This is a genomic window from Streptomyces sp. NPDC006487 (genome assembly GCF_042870555.1).
In the GTDB taxonomy this organism is placed as follows: domain Bacteria; phylum Actinomycetota; class Actinomycetes; order Streptomycetales; family Streptomycetaceae; genus Streptomyces.
Genome location: NZ_JBIAHN010000002.1, coordinates 128,871 through 145,486 on the forward strand (window position 1 = coordinate 128,871; position 16,616 = coordinate 145,486).

The window sequence follows — 16,616 nt, forward strand, 5'->3', positions numbered from 1 at the left end:
AGGGAGCACAGACCAGTATCGACGCGGGGGTGAAAGACATCGGTGGAGACCATCGGACCTGAAACGGGTGATCCGTTGAGCACGGGCCTTCCCGCCGGAGGACAGCGCCGCAGGCTCGCCCTGACGGGCGTCCGCGGCGCCGTGGCCAAAGGCCGCGAGTTCACGCGCGAGGCCCTGCGGGACTGGGGCTGGGACGGGACCGAGACCGCCGAGGACACCTTGCTCCTCGTGTCCGAGCTGCTGACCAACGCCTCCCTCCACGCGGACGGCTGTCACGAGCTCGTCCTCACGGCCGGGGAAACCCTGCGCATCGAGGTCTACGACGGCTCGACCACACTGCCCAGCGGTCACCCGACCCCACGGCGCGGCATCCCGGGCGGCCACGGCCTCTACATCGTGGAGCGCCTGTCCGACCGCTGGGGCTCGCACGCCCACGAGCATGGCAAGGCGGTCTGGGCGGAGATCGAGGCATCCCGGCTGAGGTCCGGCAGACCCACCGGTCGATGACCGGTCCGTCACCCGTCGGCGCCGTCGGCGCCGTGGGCGGCGTGGGCGGCGGGTTCCTCGCGTAAGGCCGCGAGGACGAACGCGTGTCCTGCGGGATCGCTGAACCTGCGCAGCGTCGTACGGTCGTCCAGCCGGGTGCCGTCCTCTTCTGCCGACAGCGGGCGCGCGCCGAGGGCCACGGCCTCCCGTTCGGCTTCGTCGAGGTCATCGGCCGCCACCAGGATCCGCAGATGGGCCTGCTGGGAGTCCTCCGGCGCCGGCCAGCTCGGCGGCAGGTGGTTCGCGTCGCGCCGGATCCCGAGAAGCACCACACCGGAGCCGCCGGTGACGAGGATCATTTCCCCGTCCCCGGTGGCCGGACCGGCCCCGGCTCCGAGCAGTTCGGCGTAGAACCTGGCCAGGGGTTCGGGCTCAGCGCAGTCCAGGACGAGAACGCTTGTTTTGAGTACGGTCATGACCCTCGTGTGCCCGGGGTCTTCGCCTGTACGCACACCGTACGGCCCTCGCCTGTCGGCGAGTTGGGTCGAAGTCCACCGGACGCGGCGCGGTCCGCGCAGGGGCCGCGGGCGGCGCCGGACCGGAGCTGGTGGTGGTCGTCCTCCTGGTACTGCTCCTGTTCCTCCCGTCGTCAGCCTGGCGCTGCTCACCAGGGCCCGTTTCAACGCAGGACGGGCCCCGGGGCCGGACGCCCGGCCCCGGGCCCGAATCGCTGCGGCCCGGGGGTCGGGGCATGCGGGTCCCGGTGCCGGGCGGCCAGGCGGGAGGACTCGATCTCCGCCCAGACCACCTTGCCCGCGCCGACGGGGTAACAGCCCCACCGGTCGGAGAGCCGCCGCACGAGGTGCAGGCCGTGACCGCCGGGGACGCCCGGGCGGCGTACGGCCCCGGGGCGCGGCACCTCTGTCTCTCCGTCGAACACCTCGATCCGCAGGGTCTCACCGGCGGTAAGTACGAGCTCTTCGCAGCCGTGCGCGTGCAGGGCCGCGTTGGTCACCAGCTCGGAGACGACGAGCAACGCGTCCTCGGCACTCTCTCGTCCGTCCCATCCCCAGTCCCGCAGGGTCCGGCGGGTGAAGTCACGGCCCTTGCCGACCGCACCCCGGACACTGCGCAGGGCGAGCCGACGCCGCTGGCCCATGACCGGGCCGCCCACGCGCACGCGCCGGGGATCGCCCTCGGCCTCTCCCGTCATCTTCACTGCCGTCTCACCCCGACCATTGACACTCTGTGTTCGTCCGGGGCGGTCGCCCCGTCCGCGGACCTCTCGGACTTCCCGGGCTAACCGGGCTTCCCGGGCTTCCCGGAGCTTCCGGATCTCCCGGACCGGCCGGATCGACCGTCACGACGCTGTCGCCCCCCGGTCCGCGTATGCCCGGCCTGATCGCCCGGACACGTGGACGCCGTCCCCGCGGTGGATTCCCGGTCGGGAGGGTTCTACCGTGAAAGCAGCACCTGGAGGGTCCATGCCCACCACCTCACCCCCGGCCCACCCGTCCCGGTCACCGCACCCGCCGCCGATGTCCCCGCGCGGACGCCTCGGAGCCGGCCGGGGCGGCGGCCGCGGCGGACCCGGGCGTGCTCCGGTGAGATGACCGGGTCCGGTAGGACCCGGCGGCTGTCGCCCTTCGGGCGGATACGCAGTGCGGGCCGCCGCGCGCGGGCCGGACGCCGCTGGGTGCAGATCCGGAACGTCGACCTGTGGCAACGCTCCCTCGGGTTCGCGGCGCTCGGGTTCCTGACCCTGGTACCCCTGCTCATCGTCGTTTCCGCGGCGGACACCCGCGGCGGGCAGGGGTTCGCGCAGTGGCTGGGAGACGGGCTCGGTGTATCGCCGGCCGCCAGGGCCGAGATCGAGCGGCTGTTCGCCCTTCCCGGCGAGGCCTGGCGGACCACGACCGCCTTCGGCCTCGCGCTGCTCGCCGTGTTCGGCCTGTCCTTCGGCACGATGCTGCAGAGCGGCTACGAACGGGTCTGGGACCTGTCTCCGTCCCGCTGGTGGGCCCGGTGGCGTCACGTGCTGTGGCTCGGCGTGCTGGTGGGGGTGCTCTTCCTCTCGGCGATCGCCCCGCCGTGGCGCGACTCCCCCTCCCGCGGCTTCGTCACGTTCGCGATCGGAACACTCTTCTTCTGGTGGTCCCAGCGCCTGCTCCTCGGCGGCCGGGTCCCGTGGACCGCCCTGCTCCCCGGGGCGGTGGCCACCATGCTCGGGCTGCTCGGACTGCGGGTCTTCTCCCGGCTCGTCTTCTCCCCGCTGATCGCGTCCAGCGCCGTCACCTACGGCCCCTTCGGAACCGTCCTCGTCATCCAGACCTGGCTCGTCGGCATCGGCGTGGTCGTGTTCGGGGGCGCCCTCGCCGGCCGGCTCCTCCGCGACGAGCTGCTGCACCGGTCACCTCCGGCGGAACCCGGCCAGTGAGGCGAGAGCCGGACCGGCCGGGACCGCGGCCCGTCCGCGCAGCGGGTTCGAGCTCCGCCGGGACCAGGCCGGGAACGGCCTGAACGGCGCGCCGCCGCCTCGGCCGCACGGGCCTAGGATGGTGCCTTGACCTGCGGGGCGCAGGTCAGGGGGCGGGCCCGGCCCCCGGGGACGCGTGGGAAGGAAAACGGTTGAATCGGTTCGCCCGGCTCGCCACCCGTGTGCTCGCGGTACCGCTGGGACTCGTATGCCTGGAGCCGGCCGGCGAGGCCGCCGGTGCGTTCCCCGAGTGCTGGCCGCCGGAAGCGAGACCCGACCAGGCGGTACTGGAATGCTGCCGCCGCGTCGCGGAGGACGGGCGGCCCCGGTTCCTGTCGAGGGCCGGTGACGGTACCGCGGCCTTCTCCTTCGCCGGTGTCCCCCTAGTCGGGAGTTCCGGCGAGCTCCTCGGCGTCCTCGCCGTCATGGATCCCGACCTCCGTGTCTGGAGCGAGGACGAGGTACAGGACCTCTCGGACCTGGCCGCCGCGTGCAGCGCCCAGGCCCGGATGCGGGTGCGCTCCGAGATCGGGCGTCAGGCCCGCGAGGCGGCCGAGGAAGCGGCCGTCGCGGCCGAGGGAGAGGCCTCCCGGGTGCACGAGCTGCTCAACCGTTCGGAGCTGCTGCTGCGGGCTTCCGAGGACCTCGCCGACACCCGCGGCCTGGACGACGTACGCCAACGGGTCGGAGACCTGGTCAGCGGGGACCTCAAGCCCGCGCGGGTCGACCTGCTCCTGGTCCGGCAGGGGATGCTCCACCGCGTGCCGAGTCCCGTCGACGGTGCCACGCCCCCCGGAGACGTTCCCGAACAGTTCGCGCTCGGCTCGCACTGGCCGGTCTCGCGAGCCGTGCGCGAGAACCGGATGGTCGTGGTCACCGGGCCGCATGCGGACCCCGACGCGGTCTCCGGCACCGTGGCGAGCCCTGGATTCGACACCCTGAACCTGCACACCGCCGTCTGCCTGCCCCTGCGCGGCACCCACGGCATACTGGGCGCCCTCGCCCTGGGGTGGGACACCGCGCACGAGATCGGCTTGGACGAACGGGCGGTGCTGACCACGCTCGCCGGTTACACGGCCCAGGCGGTCGAACGCGCACTGCACCTCGATGACCGCATCACGGCGGCCAGCCAGCTCCAGCGGGCCATGCTCACCGACCTCCCCGACACACCCGGTCTGGAACTGGCCGCCTTGTACCGGCCCGCCGCTCGGGACGACATGGTCGGCGGCGACTGGTACGACGCCTACCCGTTGCCCCGCGTGCCGGGCAGAGGCGGCGCAGGGGCGCTGGCCCTCACGGTCGGCGACATCACGGGACACGACATGCGGGCCGCCGCCCTGATGGGACAGGTCCGCAGCATGTTGCGCCAGGCGGACCACGACCACCCCGGCGAGGGACCGGAACAGGCCCTCAGCGCCCTCGAGCGGGCCTGCCGCCGCCTGAACCTGCCGGCCAGCGGCACCGCCGTCCACGCCCACATCCGTCCGGTGGGAGACGGGCACTGGCACCTGAGGTGGAGCAACGCCGGCCATCCCGCCCCGCTCCTGCTCACCCCGGACGGCAGGGTGGAACACCTCACCGCGCACGACGTCCTTCTGCACCACGCCCTGCCGCCCGGGCCCCGCACCTGCGGAACCCGTTCGCTTCCCCCGGGCAGCACTCTGCTGCTGTACACCGACGGGCTGGTCGAGGAACGCGGCACGGACATCGACGAGAACGTCGAGCGGCTCGTCCGAGAATTCGCCACGGCCCCTGCGGGGATCCGGCTGCACGCGTTGCTGCGCTCGCTCCTGGACACCATCGGGCCTCGGGAAGCCCAGGACGACACCGTCCTGTTCGCGGTGCGCGTCCCGGCCCCCTGAACCGCGGGGCGCGGGCCCCGTGGCCGGGCCCCGCGCCGAACGCCCAACCGATCGTGGTCCCTCCCCTGCGGGGACGGACGCCCGCCCAGGTGACGGCTCACCCGGACAAGAGCCGGGCCGTGACCCCGTGAGCCGGTTCCTGACCGGCCCCGGTGGCCAGCACGCGCACTTCCGACTGCTCGCTGATCTCCGCCTGGATGATGCCCGTGGCGTCCTCGTAGACCGGGTGGCCTCCCGGCCCCGTCCGGTCCGTGGCGGTCACCCGCACGACGTCCGGGCCGCCCTCGATCATGCCGGGGAAGAGCAGCTCGTAGGCACGCCTTACCTCGTTTCCCGGCTCGTCCGCCACCGGATCCGTTCGTCCCATCACCCTCTCCCCTCTGCGCCGGTGCCGGCGCGGGGCGGTCGCAATGAGTCCTCCGGTTTCATCCTCCCCCTGCCGGACCGATAGTGCTGATCGTGCGGCGACCGGCAGGCGGCCGCCACTGCACTGCGCCGGGGCGCACCGGTTACCAGTAGTGGCGTCGTCCGCCGACCGCGTGCCCGACAGAGCCCAGAATCCAGAGCACCGCGCCCACTACGAGCAGAATGATCCCGATGGTCCACAGGATGGAGATTCCGGTCAGGAATCCGATGAGCAGGAGGATGAGTCCGACGAAAATCATGGTGACCTCGTTCTCATGTCGGGAATTCGACGAAACGGTTGATCCGCCGGGGTGCCTTGGATCGCGTCTACCCGGGAAATTCGCCCTTAGCTGTAGATCGGCCCTGCGCTTCTGCGGCGGAAATTCCACCGCTCATCCGAGGAGTTTTCCGTGACCGGAGCCGGACTGGACGGCTTGACCGACGTCCTCGATTTCCCGATGTGCGCCGACATTTCGCCTCACGGCTCGGCTGACAGCCGCGTCCGCAGCGCGGAGTGTCCGTTCTCCCAGGCTTCCCGTACGTGTGCCCCGAGGCGGTCCTCCAGCAGGACCGTGGCCGCGCAGCCGAAGGCGACATCGGGCTCCAGGTGTGGTTCGTCGGCGAGCAGGCCGCCGATCACCTCGCGCCGGACGACCTGCTCGTGCACGGCGTCGGCCTCGACGTGTTCCGTGTAGAAGCGCTCCGCGGCCGGACCTGCCCCGCATCGCCGCATGGCCTTGGCCATGCGGCGCGAGCCGGGTGAGGAGGTCACTTCGACACAGGCGAAGTGACCCACCAGGGCGCCGCGCAGGGCGCGGTGCAGGCCGAACAGTGACATGAGGTTGACGGTGGCGAGCAGCGGGGCCGGGGCGCGGTCCAGGTACCTGCCGTACGTGTGGTCCAGGCCGAGATCGTCCATGAGGTCGGCGAAGAGCTGCGCATGGATGTCCGCCGCACGCCCGGCGCCGAACTCGTCGTATTCGATCGCGACCATGGCGGCCTTGGCCCGTCCGGTCAGCCGGGGCACGACCCAGATGTGCGGGTCGGCCTCCTTGAGGTGGTAGAGGGAGCGCAGGGCGGCGTACTCGCGCAACTGCCAGAGCTCGCCCTGCGTTTCGAGGAGGTGGCTGACGCTGTCCGTGAGGTCGACCGGCTCGACGAGGAGGGGTGCGAAGGCTTCCTCGACCGACCGGGGAGCGTCCGCCAGCTCGGTGCGCAGGGCGTGCAGGAACCGGGTCTCCATCGCCTGTCGCAGGCGGAGCAGATCCGGGTCCCATTCACGGTCGTCACCGACCCCTGCGAAGCCCCGGTAGTGGAGTTCGTAGAGCAGGTAGAGGGCCAGCTGGAGATCCTCTCCCCATGGATCGGCCGCGAGGACGGCGACCGCATGGTTCGTCGGAGGACGTCCCGTGTTCAGCGCTTCCAGGATGGCGTCCGACAGGGCGCCCCGGCCCCCTACCAGGATGGGTCCGCTCTCCGGCGTGGTGGCGGTCGTCGTCATCCGGTGCTCCTGTCCTGTGGGCCGTCGGGGGCGGCGGGGCGTTCGCGGGGGCGGTGGCTGGTATCGCACCAGGGGTACGTGCGGCTGCGGCGGCAGGTACACAAGGCAACCGTGAAGCGGTCGGACCGGACGACGCTCCCGTCGTCCAGGACGACCTCCACAGGTCCCTCGACCAGCACCGGACCCTGCGGGTCCACCACCACTCGGCGGGCCGCGCGGCCTTCACCGCGGGAGGTCCCGTCCCGCTCCGCCGGGCGGTCGTCAGGGGCGCCGGGCACGGATGACCACCAGCTCTTCCCACTCGTCCCCGTCCGCCAGACCCCGGCTCAGCAGCCATGCCCGCCTGGACCGCAGGACCGGGCCCCAGGGGACCACGGCCCGTGACACCACGCCGGCGGTCAGGCCGCCGCGCCTCAAGCGGTCCACGGTGCTCGCGGCCCCGCACATGCCCGAGTGCACCATGAGCAGGACCCCGCCCGGCCTCAGCAGCTCCGGGGCGCCCCCGCAGATCCGGTCGATGACCGCGCGGCCGTCGGGGCCCGCGTCCCAGGCGCGGGCGGCACCGTACGAACGCGGGCGGGCCCGCGGGCACGGTACGTACGGCGGATTGGCGAGTACGAGGTCGAAGCGCCGGCCCTGCGTGCGCGCGGCGAAGTCTCCGTGGAGCACGCGCAGCGGCAGCCGGCGGCGCAGCGCGTTGAGCCGGGTCGCGATCACCGCCGGCCAGGAGACGTCGACCGCCGTCACCCGCGCGCCGGCGGCGGCCGCGCAGAGTGCGAGGGCTCCGGTGCCGGTGCCGATCTCCAGGACCTCGGTGGCGGACCCCGGCTCCTCGCGGGAGAGGGCATCGGCCAGCAGTCGCGTATCGGACTGCGGTCGGTACACACCGGGCAAGGCGATCAGCCGCGCCGGATTGTCCCCGCCGGTCAGGAGCGTGTCGGGCATCGCGCACCTCCGGGGTCGGACGCGGTGATCCCCGCGGGGCGGATCGCGTCGGTGGATGGCACGACTGGCGACTGCCCGGACATCGGGGGCCTACCCAAAACCTGCCGATCTTCGGAGGATCACACGAGGAAAGGCGTGCTGAAGCCCCCTACGGGGTCCCTGCGAGGGAACAGGGTCAGCCCACCCCGTGGGGGGGTGCATAGCCATCGGGAAGATGCTGACGAGACGACGGCGTCACTGACGGCTCCGTCGCCCGATAGGCCTGGTCCACTCGGACCGCGGAGGCCGCGATGAGCCGCATGAGTTCCGCGCAGGACGGGTGGTCCTGCTCACCGGGGCGTGCGCACAGCGCGCACGACAAGGCGGTCGGGCGCCGTCGCCGGCGGCGCGGGCAGGCTCCGGCCCGCCGCGCCGGGTGTGAGTGAGCCGAGCACGCTGGGGTGCCGGGCGCCGGTGCAGGAGGGGAGGGTCGCGGGCAGACCGTGCGCGGTGAGCCAGCCCAGGACGGCGAAGGCGTAGGCCTCCTTCGTACCGGACGGCAGTCCGAGCTCGTCCGATGTCCGCAGCAGTACGCCCGCGTCGCCCCCGCCCAGTTCCTCCCGAAGCCACCGCATCAGCACCGGGTTGCGGGTGCCTCCGCCCGACGCGATCACTTCCGTCGCCCCGAAGGGCCGGACGGCGTCGGCGACGGTCCGTGCGGTGAGCCGGGTCAAGGTCGCGACGACGTCCTCGGCGGACAGCGGTCCGCAGGTGTCCAGCACCGCGCGCAGATAGGGCAGGTGGAACAGTTCCTTGCCCGTCGTCTTCGGTGCGGGCAGGGCGTAGTACGGCTCGTCCAGCAGTTTGCGCAGTAGCCCCGGGTCCACGGTTCCGCGTGCGGCAAGAACGCCGTCCACGTCCATGGTCCGCTCCCCGCCCGGGGCGCCCGGCTCTGCGAGCGCCCGCACCGCCGCGTCGATCAGCGCGTTGGCGGGTCCGGTGTCGAAGGCCAGCGGTGTGCCGCCGCCCGCCCCGTCCGCGACCACCGTCACGTTCGCGATGCCGCCCAGGTTGAGCGCCACGGGGACGCCCGGCCGCCCGCGCAGCCACATGACGTCGAAGATGCTCACCAGGGGCGCGCCCTGTCCCCCGGCGGCCACGTCCCGCGTGCGGAAGCCGGAGACGACGGGCCGGCCGGTCGCTTCGGCGATCCAGGCCGGCTCCCCGATCTGGAGCGTGCCGTGCACCCGGCCGGCTTCGGCCCAGTGATAGACGGTCTGCCCGTGCGAGGCGATCAAGTCAGCCTGCCCGTCGCACAGTTCACGGTCGGCCCGTACGGCCGCCTCGGCGAAGGCCTGTCCGATGTGCGTGTCGAGCCTGCACACCGTGGCCAGGTCCGTCGCGGCGGGTGGCAGCGCCCCGGCCAGCTCCGCCCGCAGACCCTTCTCGTACACGGTACTGATCATGCCGAGCGGCGTGAGCACCAGTGTGTCCCCCTCCAGCGCGAGGTCGGCGGCGGCCGCGTCGATGGCGTCGTACGAGGTGCCCGACATCAGCCCCACCACGCGCAGGGCGCCCGTCCTGCGGACGCCCGCCGACGTGCCGCTCACCGGAGCGGCCGCTCGTGGTCGTCGCCGCGCAGGGTCAGCAGCGCGGCGACGCTGACCGCGCAGGCGGCCGCGGCGTAGTACGCGGGAATGTCGGCGTCCCCGGTCCACGCGACGGCCCGGGTGATGATCAGCCCCGCGCATCCCGAGAACACGGCGTTGGACAGCGCGTACGCCAGACCCAAGCCCGTGTAGCGCACCGTGGTCGGGAACATCTCGGACAGCATCGCAGGACCGGGTCCGGCCATCAGCCCGACGGCGGCCCCCGCGGCGAAGAGCGCGGCCCCCTTCGCGTACACCGGCGCGCCCGGGTCCTGGACCAGGTTCAGCAGCGGCAGGGCGAGCACGGCCACCAGGAGCGCTCCGGCCAGCATCACCGTCCGCCGCCCGAGCCGGTCACTCACCGCGCCGGCGGGCAGGATGCTTGCCGCGAACCCCAGGTTCGCCAGCACGGTCGCCACGAGGGCCTGCTGGAACGTCGCGTTCAGCGTGTGCTGGAGGTAGGAGGGCAGAACCACCAGGAAGGTGTACCCGGCCGCCGACCAGCCCATGACCCGCCCGGCGCCCAGCGCGACGGCCCTGACCGTCTCCCCTGCGGGCGGTCTGCGCGGGGGTCCGGCCGCCGGGGAGACGGCCGAGACGAAGGCGGGCGTCTCGTCCAGGCGCACGCGCAGCCACAGTGCGGCGAGCCCGAGCGGCAGCGTCAGCAGGAAGGGCACCCGCCAGCCCCAGGCGTTCAGCTCCGAGAGGGTCAGTACGGTCGCCAGGAGCGCCGTCGTACCGGCGCCCGCGAGCAGGCCGAGGGAGACCGTGAACGACTGCCACGCCCCGTACCGCCCCCGGCGGCCCGGCGGCGCGCTCTCCGTCATGACCGACACCGCTCCGCCGAACTCCCCGCCCGCCGAAAGCCCTTGCACGATCCGCAGCAGCGTCAGCAGCCACGGCGCGGCGGCGCCGATGCTCGCGTAGGTCGGGAGCACGCCGATGAGCGCCGTTGCGCCGGTCATCAGGCAGATGACCAGGACGAGCGTCGGCCGCCGGCCGATCCGGTCACCGAGCCGCCCGAACACCGCCGCCCCGACGGGACGGAAGAAGAACGCGAGGGCGAAGGAGGCGTACGTCTTGACGAGCCCCTCCACCTCGCTACCGCCCTCGGGAGTGAAGAAATGGGCCGCGATGACGGTGGCGAGGTAGCCGTAGACGCCGAACTCGTACCACTCGATGAAGTTGCCGACGCAGCCGCCGAGCAGTGCCCGACGGGAACCGGCCCGCCGGGCCTCTGCCACGGATGAGCGGACCGGTCCGGGGGCGGGTGAGAGCATGGGGCAAGCCTGCTGAGCAGGTGGCCGCTCCACAAGTTCCGTCCGCCATATGCCGTACAGGGCGATGGGGCGGAGAGTCATATGTGACATCCTCCCCGCCCCAAAGGACGGGGATTCCTGGCTCACTTTGCCTTGCGGGACATGTTCCGGGACTTGGCGAGGAACTTCGGCTTGAAGTCCTCGACGGCAAGGTGGTCGAAGTCGCGGACGACGGCCTTGGCCCACTTGCGGCCGGTGCCCTGCCGCTGCCGGGCAGCCCACGGATGAGCTGGCCATGGCCACCAGGATGCCGATCCTCCAGGTCGCAAGACGAGGCGGTCCAGCTCGTCAGGCGGTGGCTACCTGCGCGGCGGCATCGCGGCTGCCCGATTCCCAGGGCGGGGCCACGGCCGAGTCGGTCCAGGCGGCCAGGGCTTCACCGTCGACGCAGACGATGCCGCACGCGGCGGCGTACTCCAGGGCGGGGGTGGTGTAGGTGCTCGTGGTGACGACGATCGCCACATCGGCGTCGTGCACGGCGAAGCAGGTACCGCCGAAGCGCTGCAGGTCCTGCGAGCCGACGCGGTTGGTGTCGGCGTAGCGCTTGCACTGAACGACGACACGCAGTCCGTCCGGGGTCGTGGCGATGACGTCAGCTCCCAGGTCGCCGGCACCGCCCACCACTTCCACGGGCGTGCACCCGTCACGCGCACACAGCGCGGCTATCGCGTGCTCGAAGCCGTCCGCGTCGGCCGCGGCGTGGTCCAGCGCACCGGGACCCACGTCCGGCACCCCTCCGACCGCGGGCACGTCCAGTGCCGCCGTGGCCTCGATCGGGTACGGATCCGTGTGCGGGGGCGGGCCGGGCTCCGGAGGGACGGTGGAACGCCGCCGGACGGGCGAGACGCTCCACTTGGCCAGTGCCACCCCGACCGCGAGGACCACCGCGGTGGCGACGGGTACGGCCCAAACCCCCGCCCCGGCCCCCGCGGCGGTCTTGAGGAAGACGGCCAGGCCGCCGACACAGATCCCCGCGAGCCCCACGGCCAGCATCACATCGCGTCCGAACGGCGCGGAACCGCCCCCGCCCTTCCTTCTGTCTTCCCCCGGCAACGTCATGCGGGAGCCCTCCCTCGATCGATTCGGACGCGCCGCGGTCCCGGACCCCTCGAGGTCCGGGACCGCGGCGGTGGACGCCGGGCGTGCGGCTCAGTGCTTGAAGACGTCCTTGATCTTTTCCTTCGCCTGGCGGGCGTCGCCCTTCGCCTGTTCGGCACGGCCCTCGGTCGTCAGCCGCTTGTTGCCCACCAGGCGGCCGGCCGTTTCCTTGAGCTTGCCCTTGGCCTGCTCGGTCTTGGCCCGGCTCTTCTCGTCGTTCGCCACAGCTGATCACTCCCTGAGGGACGGGGAACTCCTTGCCCGTCCTCGTCTGACCCGGATCGCGGCCCGCAAACGCGCAGGCGGACCGTCCCCTGGTCTGCGCCCGCATGGTCGGGATGGGACAGGGCAGGTGCAGGGCGATGCGAAGAGCGGATCGATGGGCGGCGGCATGCGAAGCGTAGGCGTAGAGGAAGAGCTGCTGCTGGTGGACGCCCGCAGCGGTGAGCCGCTGGCCCTGTCGGGGGCCGTGCTGGCGGCTGCGGACCGGTCCGTCGAACGTCAGCCGGAGGGCGACGAACCGCGGGGGCACACCTTTGAGAAGGAACTGCAGGAGGAACAGCTGGAGTTCGCCACCAAACCGCTGACCGAGATGGGCGAGCTCCTGAAGGAGATCACCCGCTGGCGGGGAGAAGCCGCCCGGCACGCCGCGTCCGCCGGGGCGCTCGTCGCGGCCCTCGGCACCTCTCCCCTGCCGGTCCGGCCATCGTTGAGCACGGGCAAGCGGTACGAGTGGGTCGGCGAACAGTTCGGCCTGACGGCGCAGGAGCAGCTGACCTGCGGATGCCACGTCCACGTGTCGGTCGAGTCCGACGAGGAAGGCGTCGCCGTCCTGGACCGGATCCGCCCCTGGCTGCCCGTACTCACCGCGATGAGTGCGAACTCTCCGTTCTGGCAGGGTGAGGACAGCGGGTACGCCAGCTACCGCAGCCGGGTCTGGAACCGCCTGCCGTCGGCCGGGCCCACGGACATCTTCGGGTCCGCCGACCGTTACCACGAGCAGGTGCGCGCCATGCTCGACACCGGCGTGCTGCGCGACAAGGGGATGATGTACTTCGATGCCCGGCTGTCCGCCGCCTACCCGACCGTGGAGGTCAGGGTCGCGGACGTCTGCCTGGAAGCGTCGACCCCGGTCCTCTTGGCGGCCCTGGTACGCGGACTGGTCGAGACCGCCGCCCGCGCCTGGCAGGACGGACAGCCCCCGGCCCGTATCAATACGGGCCTGCTACGGCTGGCAGCCTGGCGCGCCGGCCGCTCCGGGCTGGACGGCCCGCTCATCGACCCCCGGACGATGCGCGAGACGTCGCCCGCCGTGGCCGTCGAAGCGCTCCACGCCCACGTACGCGAAGCCCTGGCCGCCCACGGCGACGACGAACGCGTCCGGGAGGGCATCACCCGGCTCCTCGAGCAAGGCAACGGGGCGCACGTACAGCGCGCGCTGCTGCGTACGGAGGGCACGCTCGGCGCCGTGGCCACGCGCTGCGCAGAGATCACCGCCGAAACCTGAGCCGGATCCGGGTGCCGGCTCAGCGCGTGGCCGGGGGCGGCGGGGCCATGGCCCACCGGATCGTGCGGGTCAGAACGTGTCCGGACAGGCGTACGCCGGTTGCCCTCGGGCCCGTCGCGGGGTGCAGGCCGAGAATACCGGGAGCCCACGGTGGGAGCAGGCTGACCGCGTTCGCGGCGAGCAGTGAGTACGGGGCGCGGGCGGCCCGGGGCAGCGGTGGGTCGCGGAGGATGAAACGGGCCGCGTCGAGTGCCTCGGACGTGGCCCGCAGTTCCGGCCGGTACGCCGTCAGCAGGGATGCCAGCGCCTCCCGGTCACGGGGCGGCTCCACCACCCCCAGGGCCGTCGCCACGCGCGCGGTGTCCGCGACGTAGGCATCGCAGCCGGCCGCGTCCAGCGGGTGCGCGCCGAAGGATTGGTGGGCCCGCAGGAAGCTGTCGACCTCGGCCGCGTGCACCCAGCCCAGGAGGTGGGGATCGGCCGCGCGGTACGGCTCCCCCGCCGCGGTTGCACCCGTCACCCGTTCGTGGACTGCCCGGACCCGGTCCACGGCTTCCTGCGCGTCCTGTGCGGTACCGAAGGTGGTGACGGCCAGGAAGGTGCTGGTGCGCTGGAGCCTGCCCCACGGGTCCCCGCGGAAGCCGGAGTGCGCCGCGACGGCTGCCATGGCGAGCGGGTGCAGGGACTGGAGCAGGAGTGCGCTCAGGCCCCCGATGAACATCGAGGCGTCGCCGTGGACCGTACGGATGGGCCGCTCCGGGCCGAACCAGCGAGGTCCGGGCGTGTTGTGGATCCGGGCACGATTGGCGGGGCCCGACGGCCCGGCCACCCGGCTGAACAGCACCGAGCCGAGCCGCGTCCGCAGGTCCGCGCCTCCTGCCAGAGACATCTGCATGCAGCTGTCATACCCGCTCCGAGCTCGGCCCATCGCATCGACCGGATGTGTGCGAGGCGGATCTCGCCGGTCCGCCTCCCGTTGCCCGGACGACCGGTTACCGCATCGCGGCCTTCGCACGGCCGGTCAGCCGGGGGATCCCACGGATCAGCCTTCAGTAGACCCGGAACGGCTCCGCCCTCCGGAGAGGGGGAGCCGTTTCCGTACGGAGGGGGCGCGCCGGTCAGGCGTGGCGCCTGTTGCCGGTGACCAGCCGGTAGACCACAAGGAGGATGAGGGAGCCGACGATGGCGGCGATCCAGGTGGAGAGGTCGAAGAAGCCGTCGATGGAGTCGACGCCGAAGATGACCTTGCCGAGCCAGCCGCCGAGCAGGCCGCCCGCGATGCCGATGAGCATGGTGATGATGATGCCGCCCGGGTCCCTGCCCGGCATGAGCGCCTTGGCAATGATGCCTGCGAGCAACCCTATGAGAATCCAGGCCAGAATGCCCATGATGCGTCTCCTGCCTCGGTTGATAGAGCGGGTAATAGCGAGCGTCTGCACCGTGCGGAGATTTCCAAACGTCCCGGGTCCTGATCGTTTCCCGTGAGACGGGGTCATCAGCAGAGGCGCTCTGTGGAACACGCCGACGACGAGGGGATTCTCGCGGTGCGCTGTGAGTCCGATGCCACCCTGGCGCGGGTCGTGTCCGTACCTCGCGGATCAGCCTCGACGGGTCTTGGTCTTGCGCCAGCCGAAGGGACCGGGCAGATCCCAGGACGTGGTCCGGCGTCCCGTGCTGCTGTGTGTGCGGCGGGGGCCTCGCTTGCCACCTGTCGTGATCGACCACGACTTGCGGTTGATGTTGAGCCGGACACCCGGCAGGATCCTGAAGCTCTTGCGGAATGTCAGGGGCATGACCTCTCGCTTCCTTGGTGCGTAGCGACAGCGGCCCGAATGCTCGTGCCTTCGGGCCAGTTGACACGCGTGTGTCCGGCGCCGCACGTTCCATGCGGCTGGAAGCAGCGCAATCGCACACAGTGCGGGTCACGTTGATGCCAGCGGTACCTGGTCGCTCCGCTTCAGCCGACCGACCCGGTCGGGTTTCCCTCGTCACGTCGCCGAGACCGTTAGCCTGCGCGGATGGAGATCCATGCGGGAAGAGCCGTGGTCCACTACGTGGAGCACGGAACCGGTCGACCGGTGCTGATGCTCCACGGGGCCGGCGTGGACCACCGCGAGGCCGAGGCCTGCTTCGAGCAGGCGTTTCACGGCGTGGCGGGGCTACGGCGGATCTATCCGGACCTCCCCGGCATGGGCCGGACCATCGCTCCCGCATCGCTGCGCAGCGCCGACGACGTTCTCGACACTCTGCTCACCTTCGCGGAAGCCGTCACCCACGGGACTCCCTTCCTCCTCATCGGTCACTCGGCGGGCGCGTACTTCGCGCAGGCGATGGCCGCGAGGCGCCCGGCGCTGGTCGCCGGTCTGGCGCTCGTATGTCCGTTGCTGCCGGGACCGCGCGACGTGCCCGGACAGCGCGTCGCAGTCGGATCGGGTGAGATCGGCGACGAGGTCTTCCGGAGCTACTTCGTGATCCAGACCCCGGAGATGCTCGACCGGTACGAGCGCTACGTCGCCCCGGCCGCAGCGCTCGTCGACGAGGCGGCGCTCGAACGAATCGGCGAACGGTGGGCGCTCACGCACATCCACACACGGGCATATGAGGGTCCGGCCCTGATCGTCGCGGGGCGGCTGGACTCCACGGTCGGATATGCCACCGCCGCCGACCTCGTCCACCACTACCCACACGCCACGCTCGCCGTGGTCGACAACGCGGGACACGCCCTTCCTCACGAGAAACCCGAACTCCTGCGCGCCCTCCTCGTCGAGTGGCTCGCACGCGTGGAGAATTCGAGCTGACCGAGCAGGATGACGATCAAGTCCGCACTGCCGCAGGCCAGGACCATCCGTGTGAGGTGAGGACCAGGCCGTGGCGCACCGTGTGACCGGGCCGGTGTCGGGCAGGACGGCCGGACAGTGGTTCAGGGGGTGGCGGGGAGCAGGATGAACGCTGTGATCGTCTTGCCGTTTCCATGCGGCCGGATCTCCGTATGGTCGGCGATCTGGTTGACCAGCAGCCAGCCGAATCCTCCCGGTACGTCAAGGGGTGTTCCCGGCGTGCGAGGAAACGACGGGGATCCGTCCGACACTTCGACCGCCACGCATCCCGCGAGAGCCACGACGCGGAAGTCGCTGACGCCGCCGGCGTGGCGGTCCGCGTTGGAAACCAGCTCGGAAACGACCAGCAGCACGTCGTTCACCAGGTCCTCTCCCACGCCGTTCGCCGCCAGGACATCGCGGGCGATCGACCGGGCGTCCTCACATCTCAGCCCGGCCGTGCGACGTGGCGTATCCGGCATCGCCTCTCCCTTCATGACTCGCTTCTTCCCCTTCTGGTCCACTCAACCCGCCAGGACACCTGCCTCACCTCCCCCGGCCGGTCTGTTCGAC

The 16,616-nt window shown here is 71.9% G+C and carries 20 protein-coding genes and 1 pseudogene; 5 read left to right on the forward strand and 16 right to left on the reverse strand.

Features of this window, described 5'->3' with window-relative positions:
* Nucleotides 1-75 precede the first annotated feature (75 nt).
* Nucleotides 76-507: an ATP-binding protein gene (locus ACFYM0_RS03315; protein WP_388496030.1), complete on the forward strand. Its 432-nt coding sequence runs from the start codon at nt 76-78 to the stop codon at nt 505-507.
* 8 nt (nt 508-515) lie between these two features.
* Here the strand turns inward: ACFYM0_RS03315 and ACFYM0_RS03320 are convergent, their stop codons facing one another.
* Both ACFYM0_RS03320 and ACFYM0_RS03325 read right to left on the reverse strand, forming a co-directional pair.
* Entirely contained in the window at nt 516-962 is a 447-nt protein-coding gene (locus tag ACFYM0_RS03320; RefSeq protein ID WP_388496031.1) for a VOC family protein, read from the reverse strand.
* Between the two features lie 203 nt (nt 963-1,165).
* On the reverse strand, nt 1,166-1,699 hold the full coding sequence (locus ACFYM0_RS03325; RefSeq protein ID WP_388496729.1) for an ATP-binding protein: 534 nt from the start codon (nt 1,697-1,699) through the stop codon (nt 1,166-1,168).
* Nucleotides 1,700-2,095: 396 nt separating this feature from the next.
* On the opposite strand from ACFYM0_RS03325, the gene ACFYM0_RS03330 reads away from it, so the two are divergent.
* Both ACFYM0_RS03330 and ACFYM0_RS03335 read left to right on the forward strand, forming a co-directional pair.
* Complete coding sequence (locus ACFYM0_RS03330; RefSeq protein ID WP_388496033.1) at nt 2,096-2,923, forward strand: ribonuclease BN; 828 nt, start codon at nt 2,096-2,098, stop codon at nt 2,921-2,923.
* Between the two features lie 191 nt (nt 2,924-3,114).
* Nucleotides 3,115-4,824: a SpoIIE family protein phosphatase gene (locus ACFYM0_RS03335; protein WP_388496035.1), complete on the forward strand. Its 1,710-nt coding sequence runs from the start codon at nt 3,115-3,117 to the stop codon at nt 4,822-4,824.
* A 97-nt stretch (nt 4,825-4,921) separates the two neighbouring features.
* Here the strand turns inward: ACFYM0_RS03335 and ACFYM0_RS03340 are convergent, their stop codons facing one another.
* From ACFYM0_RS03340 to ACFYM0_RS03385, 10 genes and pseudogenes are all read right to left on the reverse strand, one after another.
* Complete coding sequence (locus tag ACFYM0_RS03340; RefSeq protein WP_388496037.1) at nt 4,922-5,191, reverse strand: DUF6296 family protein; 270 nt, start codon at nt 5,189-5,191, stop codon at nt 4,922-4,924.
* Nucleotides 5,192-5,333: 142 nt separating this feature from the next.
* Entirely contained in the window at nt 5,334-5,489 is a 156-nt protein-coding gene (locus ACFYM0_RS03345) for a DUF6131 family protein (protein ID WP_388496038.1), read from the reverse strand.
* Nucleotides 5,490-5,707: 218 nt separating this feature from the next.
* Nucleotides 5,708-6,730, reverse strand: coding sequence for an iron-containing redox enzyme family protein (locus ACFYM0_RS03350; protein ID WP_388496039.1), 1,023 nt, complete (start codon nt 6,728-6,730; stop codon nt 5,708-5,710).
* Complete coding sequence (locus ACFYM0_RS03355) at nt 6,727-7,008, reverse strand: CDGSH iron-sulfur domain-containing protein (RefSeq protein ID WP_388496041.1); 282 nt, start codon at nt 7,006-7,008, stop codon at nt 6,727-6,729. Before ACFYM0_RS03355 ends, ACFYM0_RS03350 begins: the two co-directional genes overlap by 4 nt.
* Nucleotides 6,992-7,675, reverse strand: a complete 684-nt coding sequence (locus tag ACFYM0_RS03360; protein WP_388496043.1) for a HemK2/MTQ2 family protein methyltransferase — start codon at nt 7,673-7,675, stop codon at nt 6,992-6,994. The genes ACFYM0_RS03355 and ACFYM0_RS03360 overlap by 17 nt, the downstream gene beginning before the upstream one ends.
* A 329-nt stretch (nt 7,676-8,004) precedes the next feature.
* Nucleotides 8,005-9,225, reverse strand: coding sequence for an anhydro-N-acetylmuramic acid kinase (locus ACFYM0_RS03365; protein ID WP_388496730.1), 1,221 nt, complete (start codon nt 9,223-9,225; stop codon nt 8,005-8,007).
* Between the two features lie 35 nt (nt 9,226-9,260).
* Complete coding sequence (locus tag ACFYM0_RS03370; protein WP_388496044.1) at nt 9,261-10,583, reverse strand: MFS transporter; 1,323 nt, start codon at nt 10,581-10,583, stop codon at nt 9,261-9,263.
* A 128-nt stretch (nt 10,584-10,711) separates the two neighbouring features.
* Nucleotides 10,712-10,849 (reverse strand): annotated as a pseudogene (locus ACFYM0_RS03375) (RNA-guided endonuclease TnpB family protein); the annotation flags it as partial.
* A gap of 61 nt (nt 10,850-10,910) precedes the next feature.
* Complete coding sequence (locus ACFYM0_RS03380) at nt 10,911-11,681, reverse strand: restriction endonuclease (RefSeq protein WP_388496046.1); 771 nt, start codon at nt 11,679-11,681, stop codon at nt 10,911-10,913.
* Between the two features lie 90 nt (nt 11,682-11,771).
* Complete coding sequence (locus ACFYM0_RS03385; protein ID WP_388496048.1) at nt 11,772-11,945, reverse strand: CsbD family protein; 174 nt, start codon at nt 11,943-11,945, stop codon at nt 11,772-11,774.
* A gap of 166 nt (nt 11,946-12,111) precedes the next feature.
* Here ACFYM0_RS03385 and ACFYM0_RS03390 point away from each other — a divergent pair, with 166 nt between their 5' ends.
* Entirely contained in the window at nt 12,112-13,227 is a 1,116-nt protein-coding gene (locus tag ACFYM0_RS03390) for a glutamate--cysteine ligase (RefSeq protein ID WP_388496050.1), read from the forward strand.
* Between the two features lie 19 nt (nt 13,228-13,246).
* Here the strand turns inward: ACFYM0_RS03390 and ACFYM0_RS03395 are convergent, their stop codons facing one another.
* From ACFYM0_RS03395 to ACFYM0_RS03405, 3 genes are all read right to left on the reverse strand, one after another.
* On the reverse strand, nt 13,247-14,122 hold the full coding sequence (locus tag ACFYM0_RS03395; RefSeq protein ID WP_388496052.1) for an oxygenase MpaB family protein: 876 nt from the start codon (nt 14,120-14,122) through the stop codon (nt 13,247-13,249).
* 223 nt (nt 14,123-14,345) lie between these two features.
* A complete protein-coding gene (locus tag ACFYM0_RS03400) occupies nt 14,346-14,615 on the reverse strand; it encodes a GlsB/YeaQ/YmgE family stress response membrane protein (RefSeq protein WP_351381153.1) in 270 nt (89 codons plus the stop codon).
* A 210-nt stretch (nt 14,616-14,825) separates the two neighbouring features.
* Nucleotides 14,826-15,020 (reverse strand): DUF4236 domain-containing protein, encoded by a 195-nt coding sequence (locus tag ACFYM0_RS03405; RefSeq protein ID WP_388496054.1) that lies wholly within the window; start codon nt 15,018-15,020, stop codon nt 14,826-14,828.
* 225 nt (nt 15,021-15,245) lie between these two features.
* On the opposite strand from ACFYM0_RS03405, the gene ACFYM0_RS03410 reads away from it, so the two are divergent.
* Nucleotides 15,246-16,025, forward strand: a complete 780-nt coding sequence (locus ACFYM0_RS03410) for an alpha/beta fold hydrolase (protein WP_388496056.1) — start codon at nt 15,246-15,248, stop codon at nt 16,023-16,025.
* A 122-nt stretch (nt 16,026-16,147) separates the two neighbouring features.
* Here ACFYM0_RS03410 and ACFYM0_RS03415 read toward each other — a convergent pair whose 3' ends face one another.
* On the reverse strand, nt 16,148-16,540 hold the full coding sequence (locus ACFYM0_RS03415; protein WP_388496057.1) for an ATP-binding protein: 393 nt from the start codon (nt 16,538-16,540) through the stop codon (nt 16,148-16,150).
* Nucleotides 16,541-16,616: the final 76 nt, after the last annotated feature.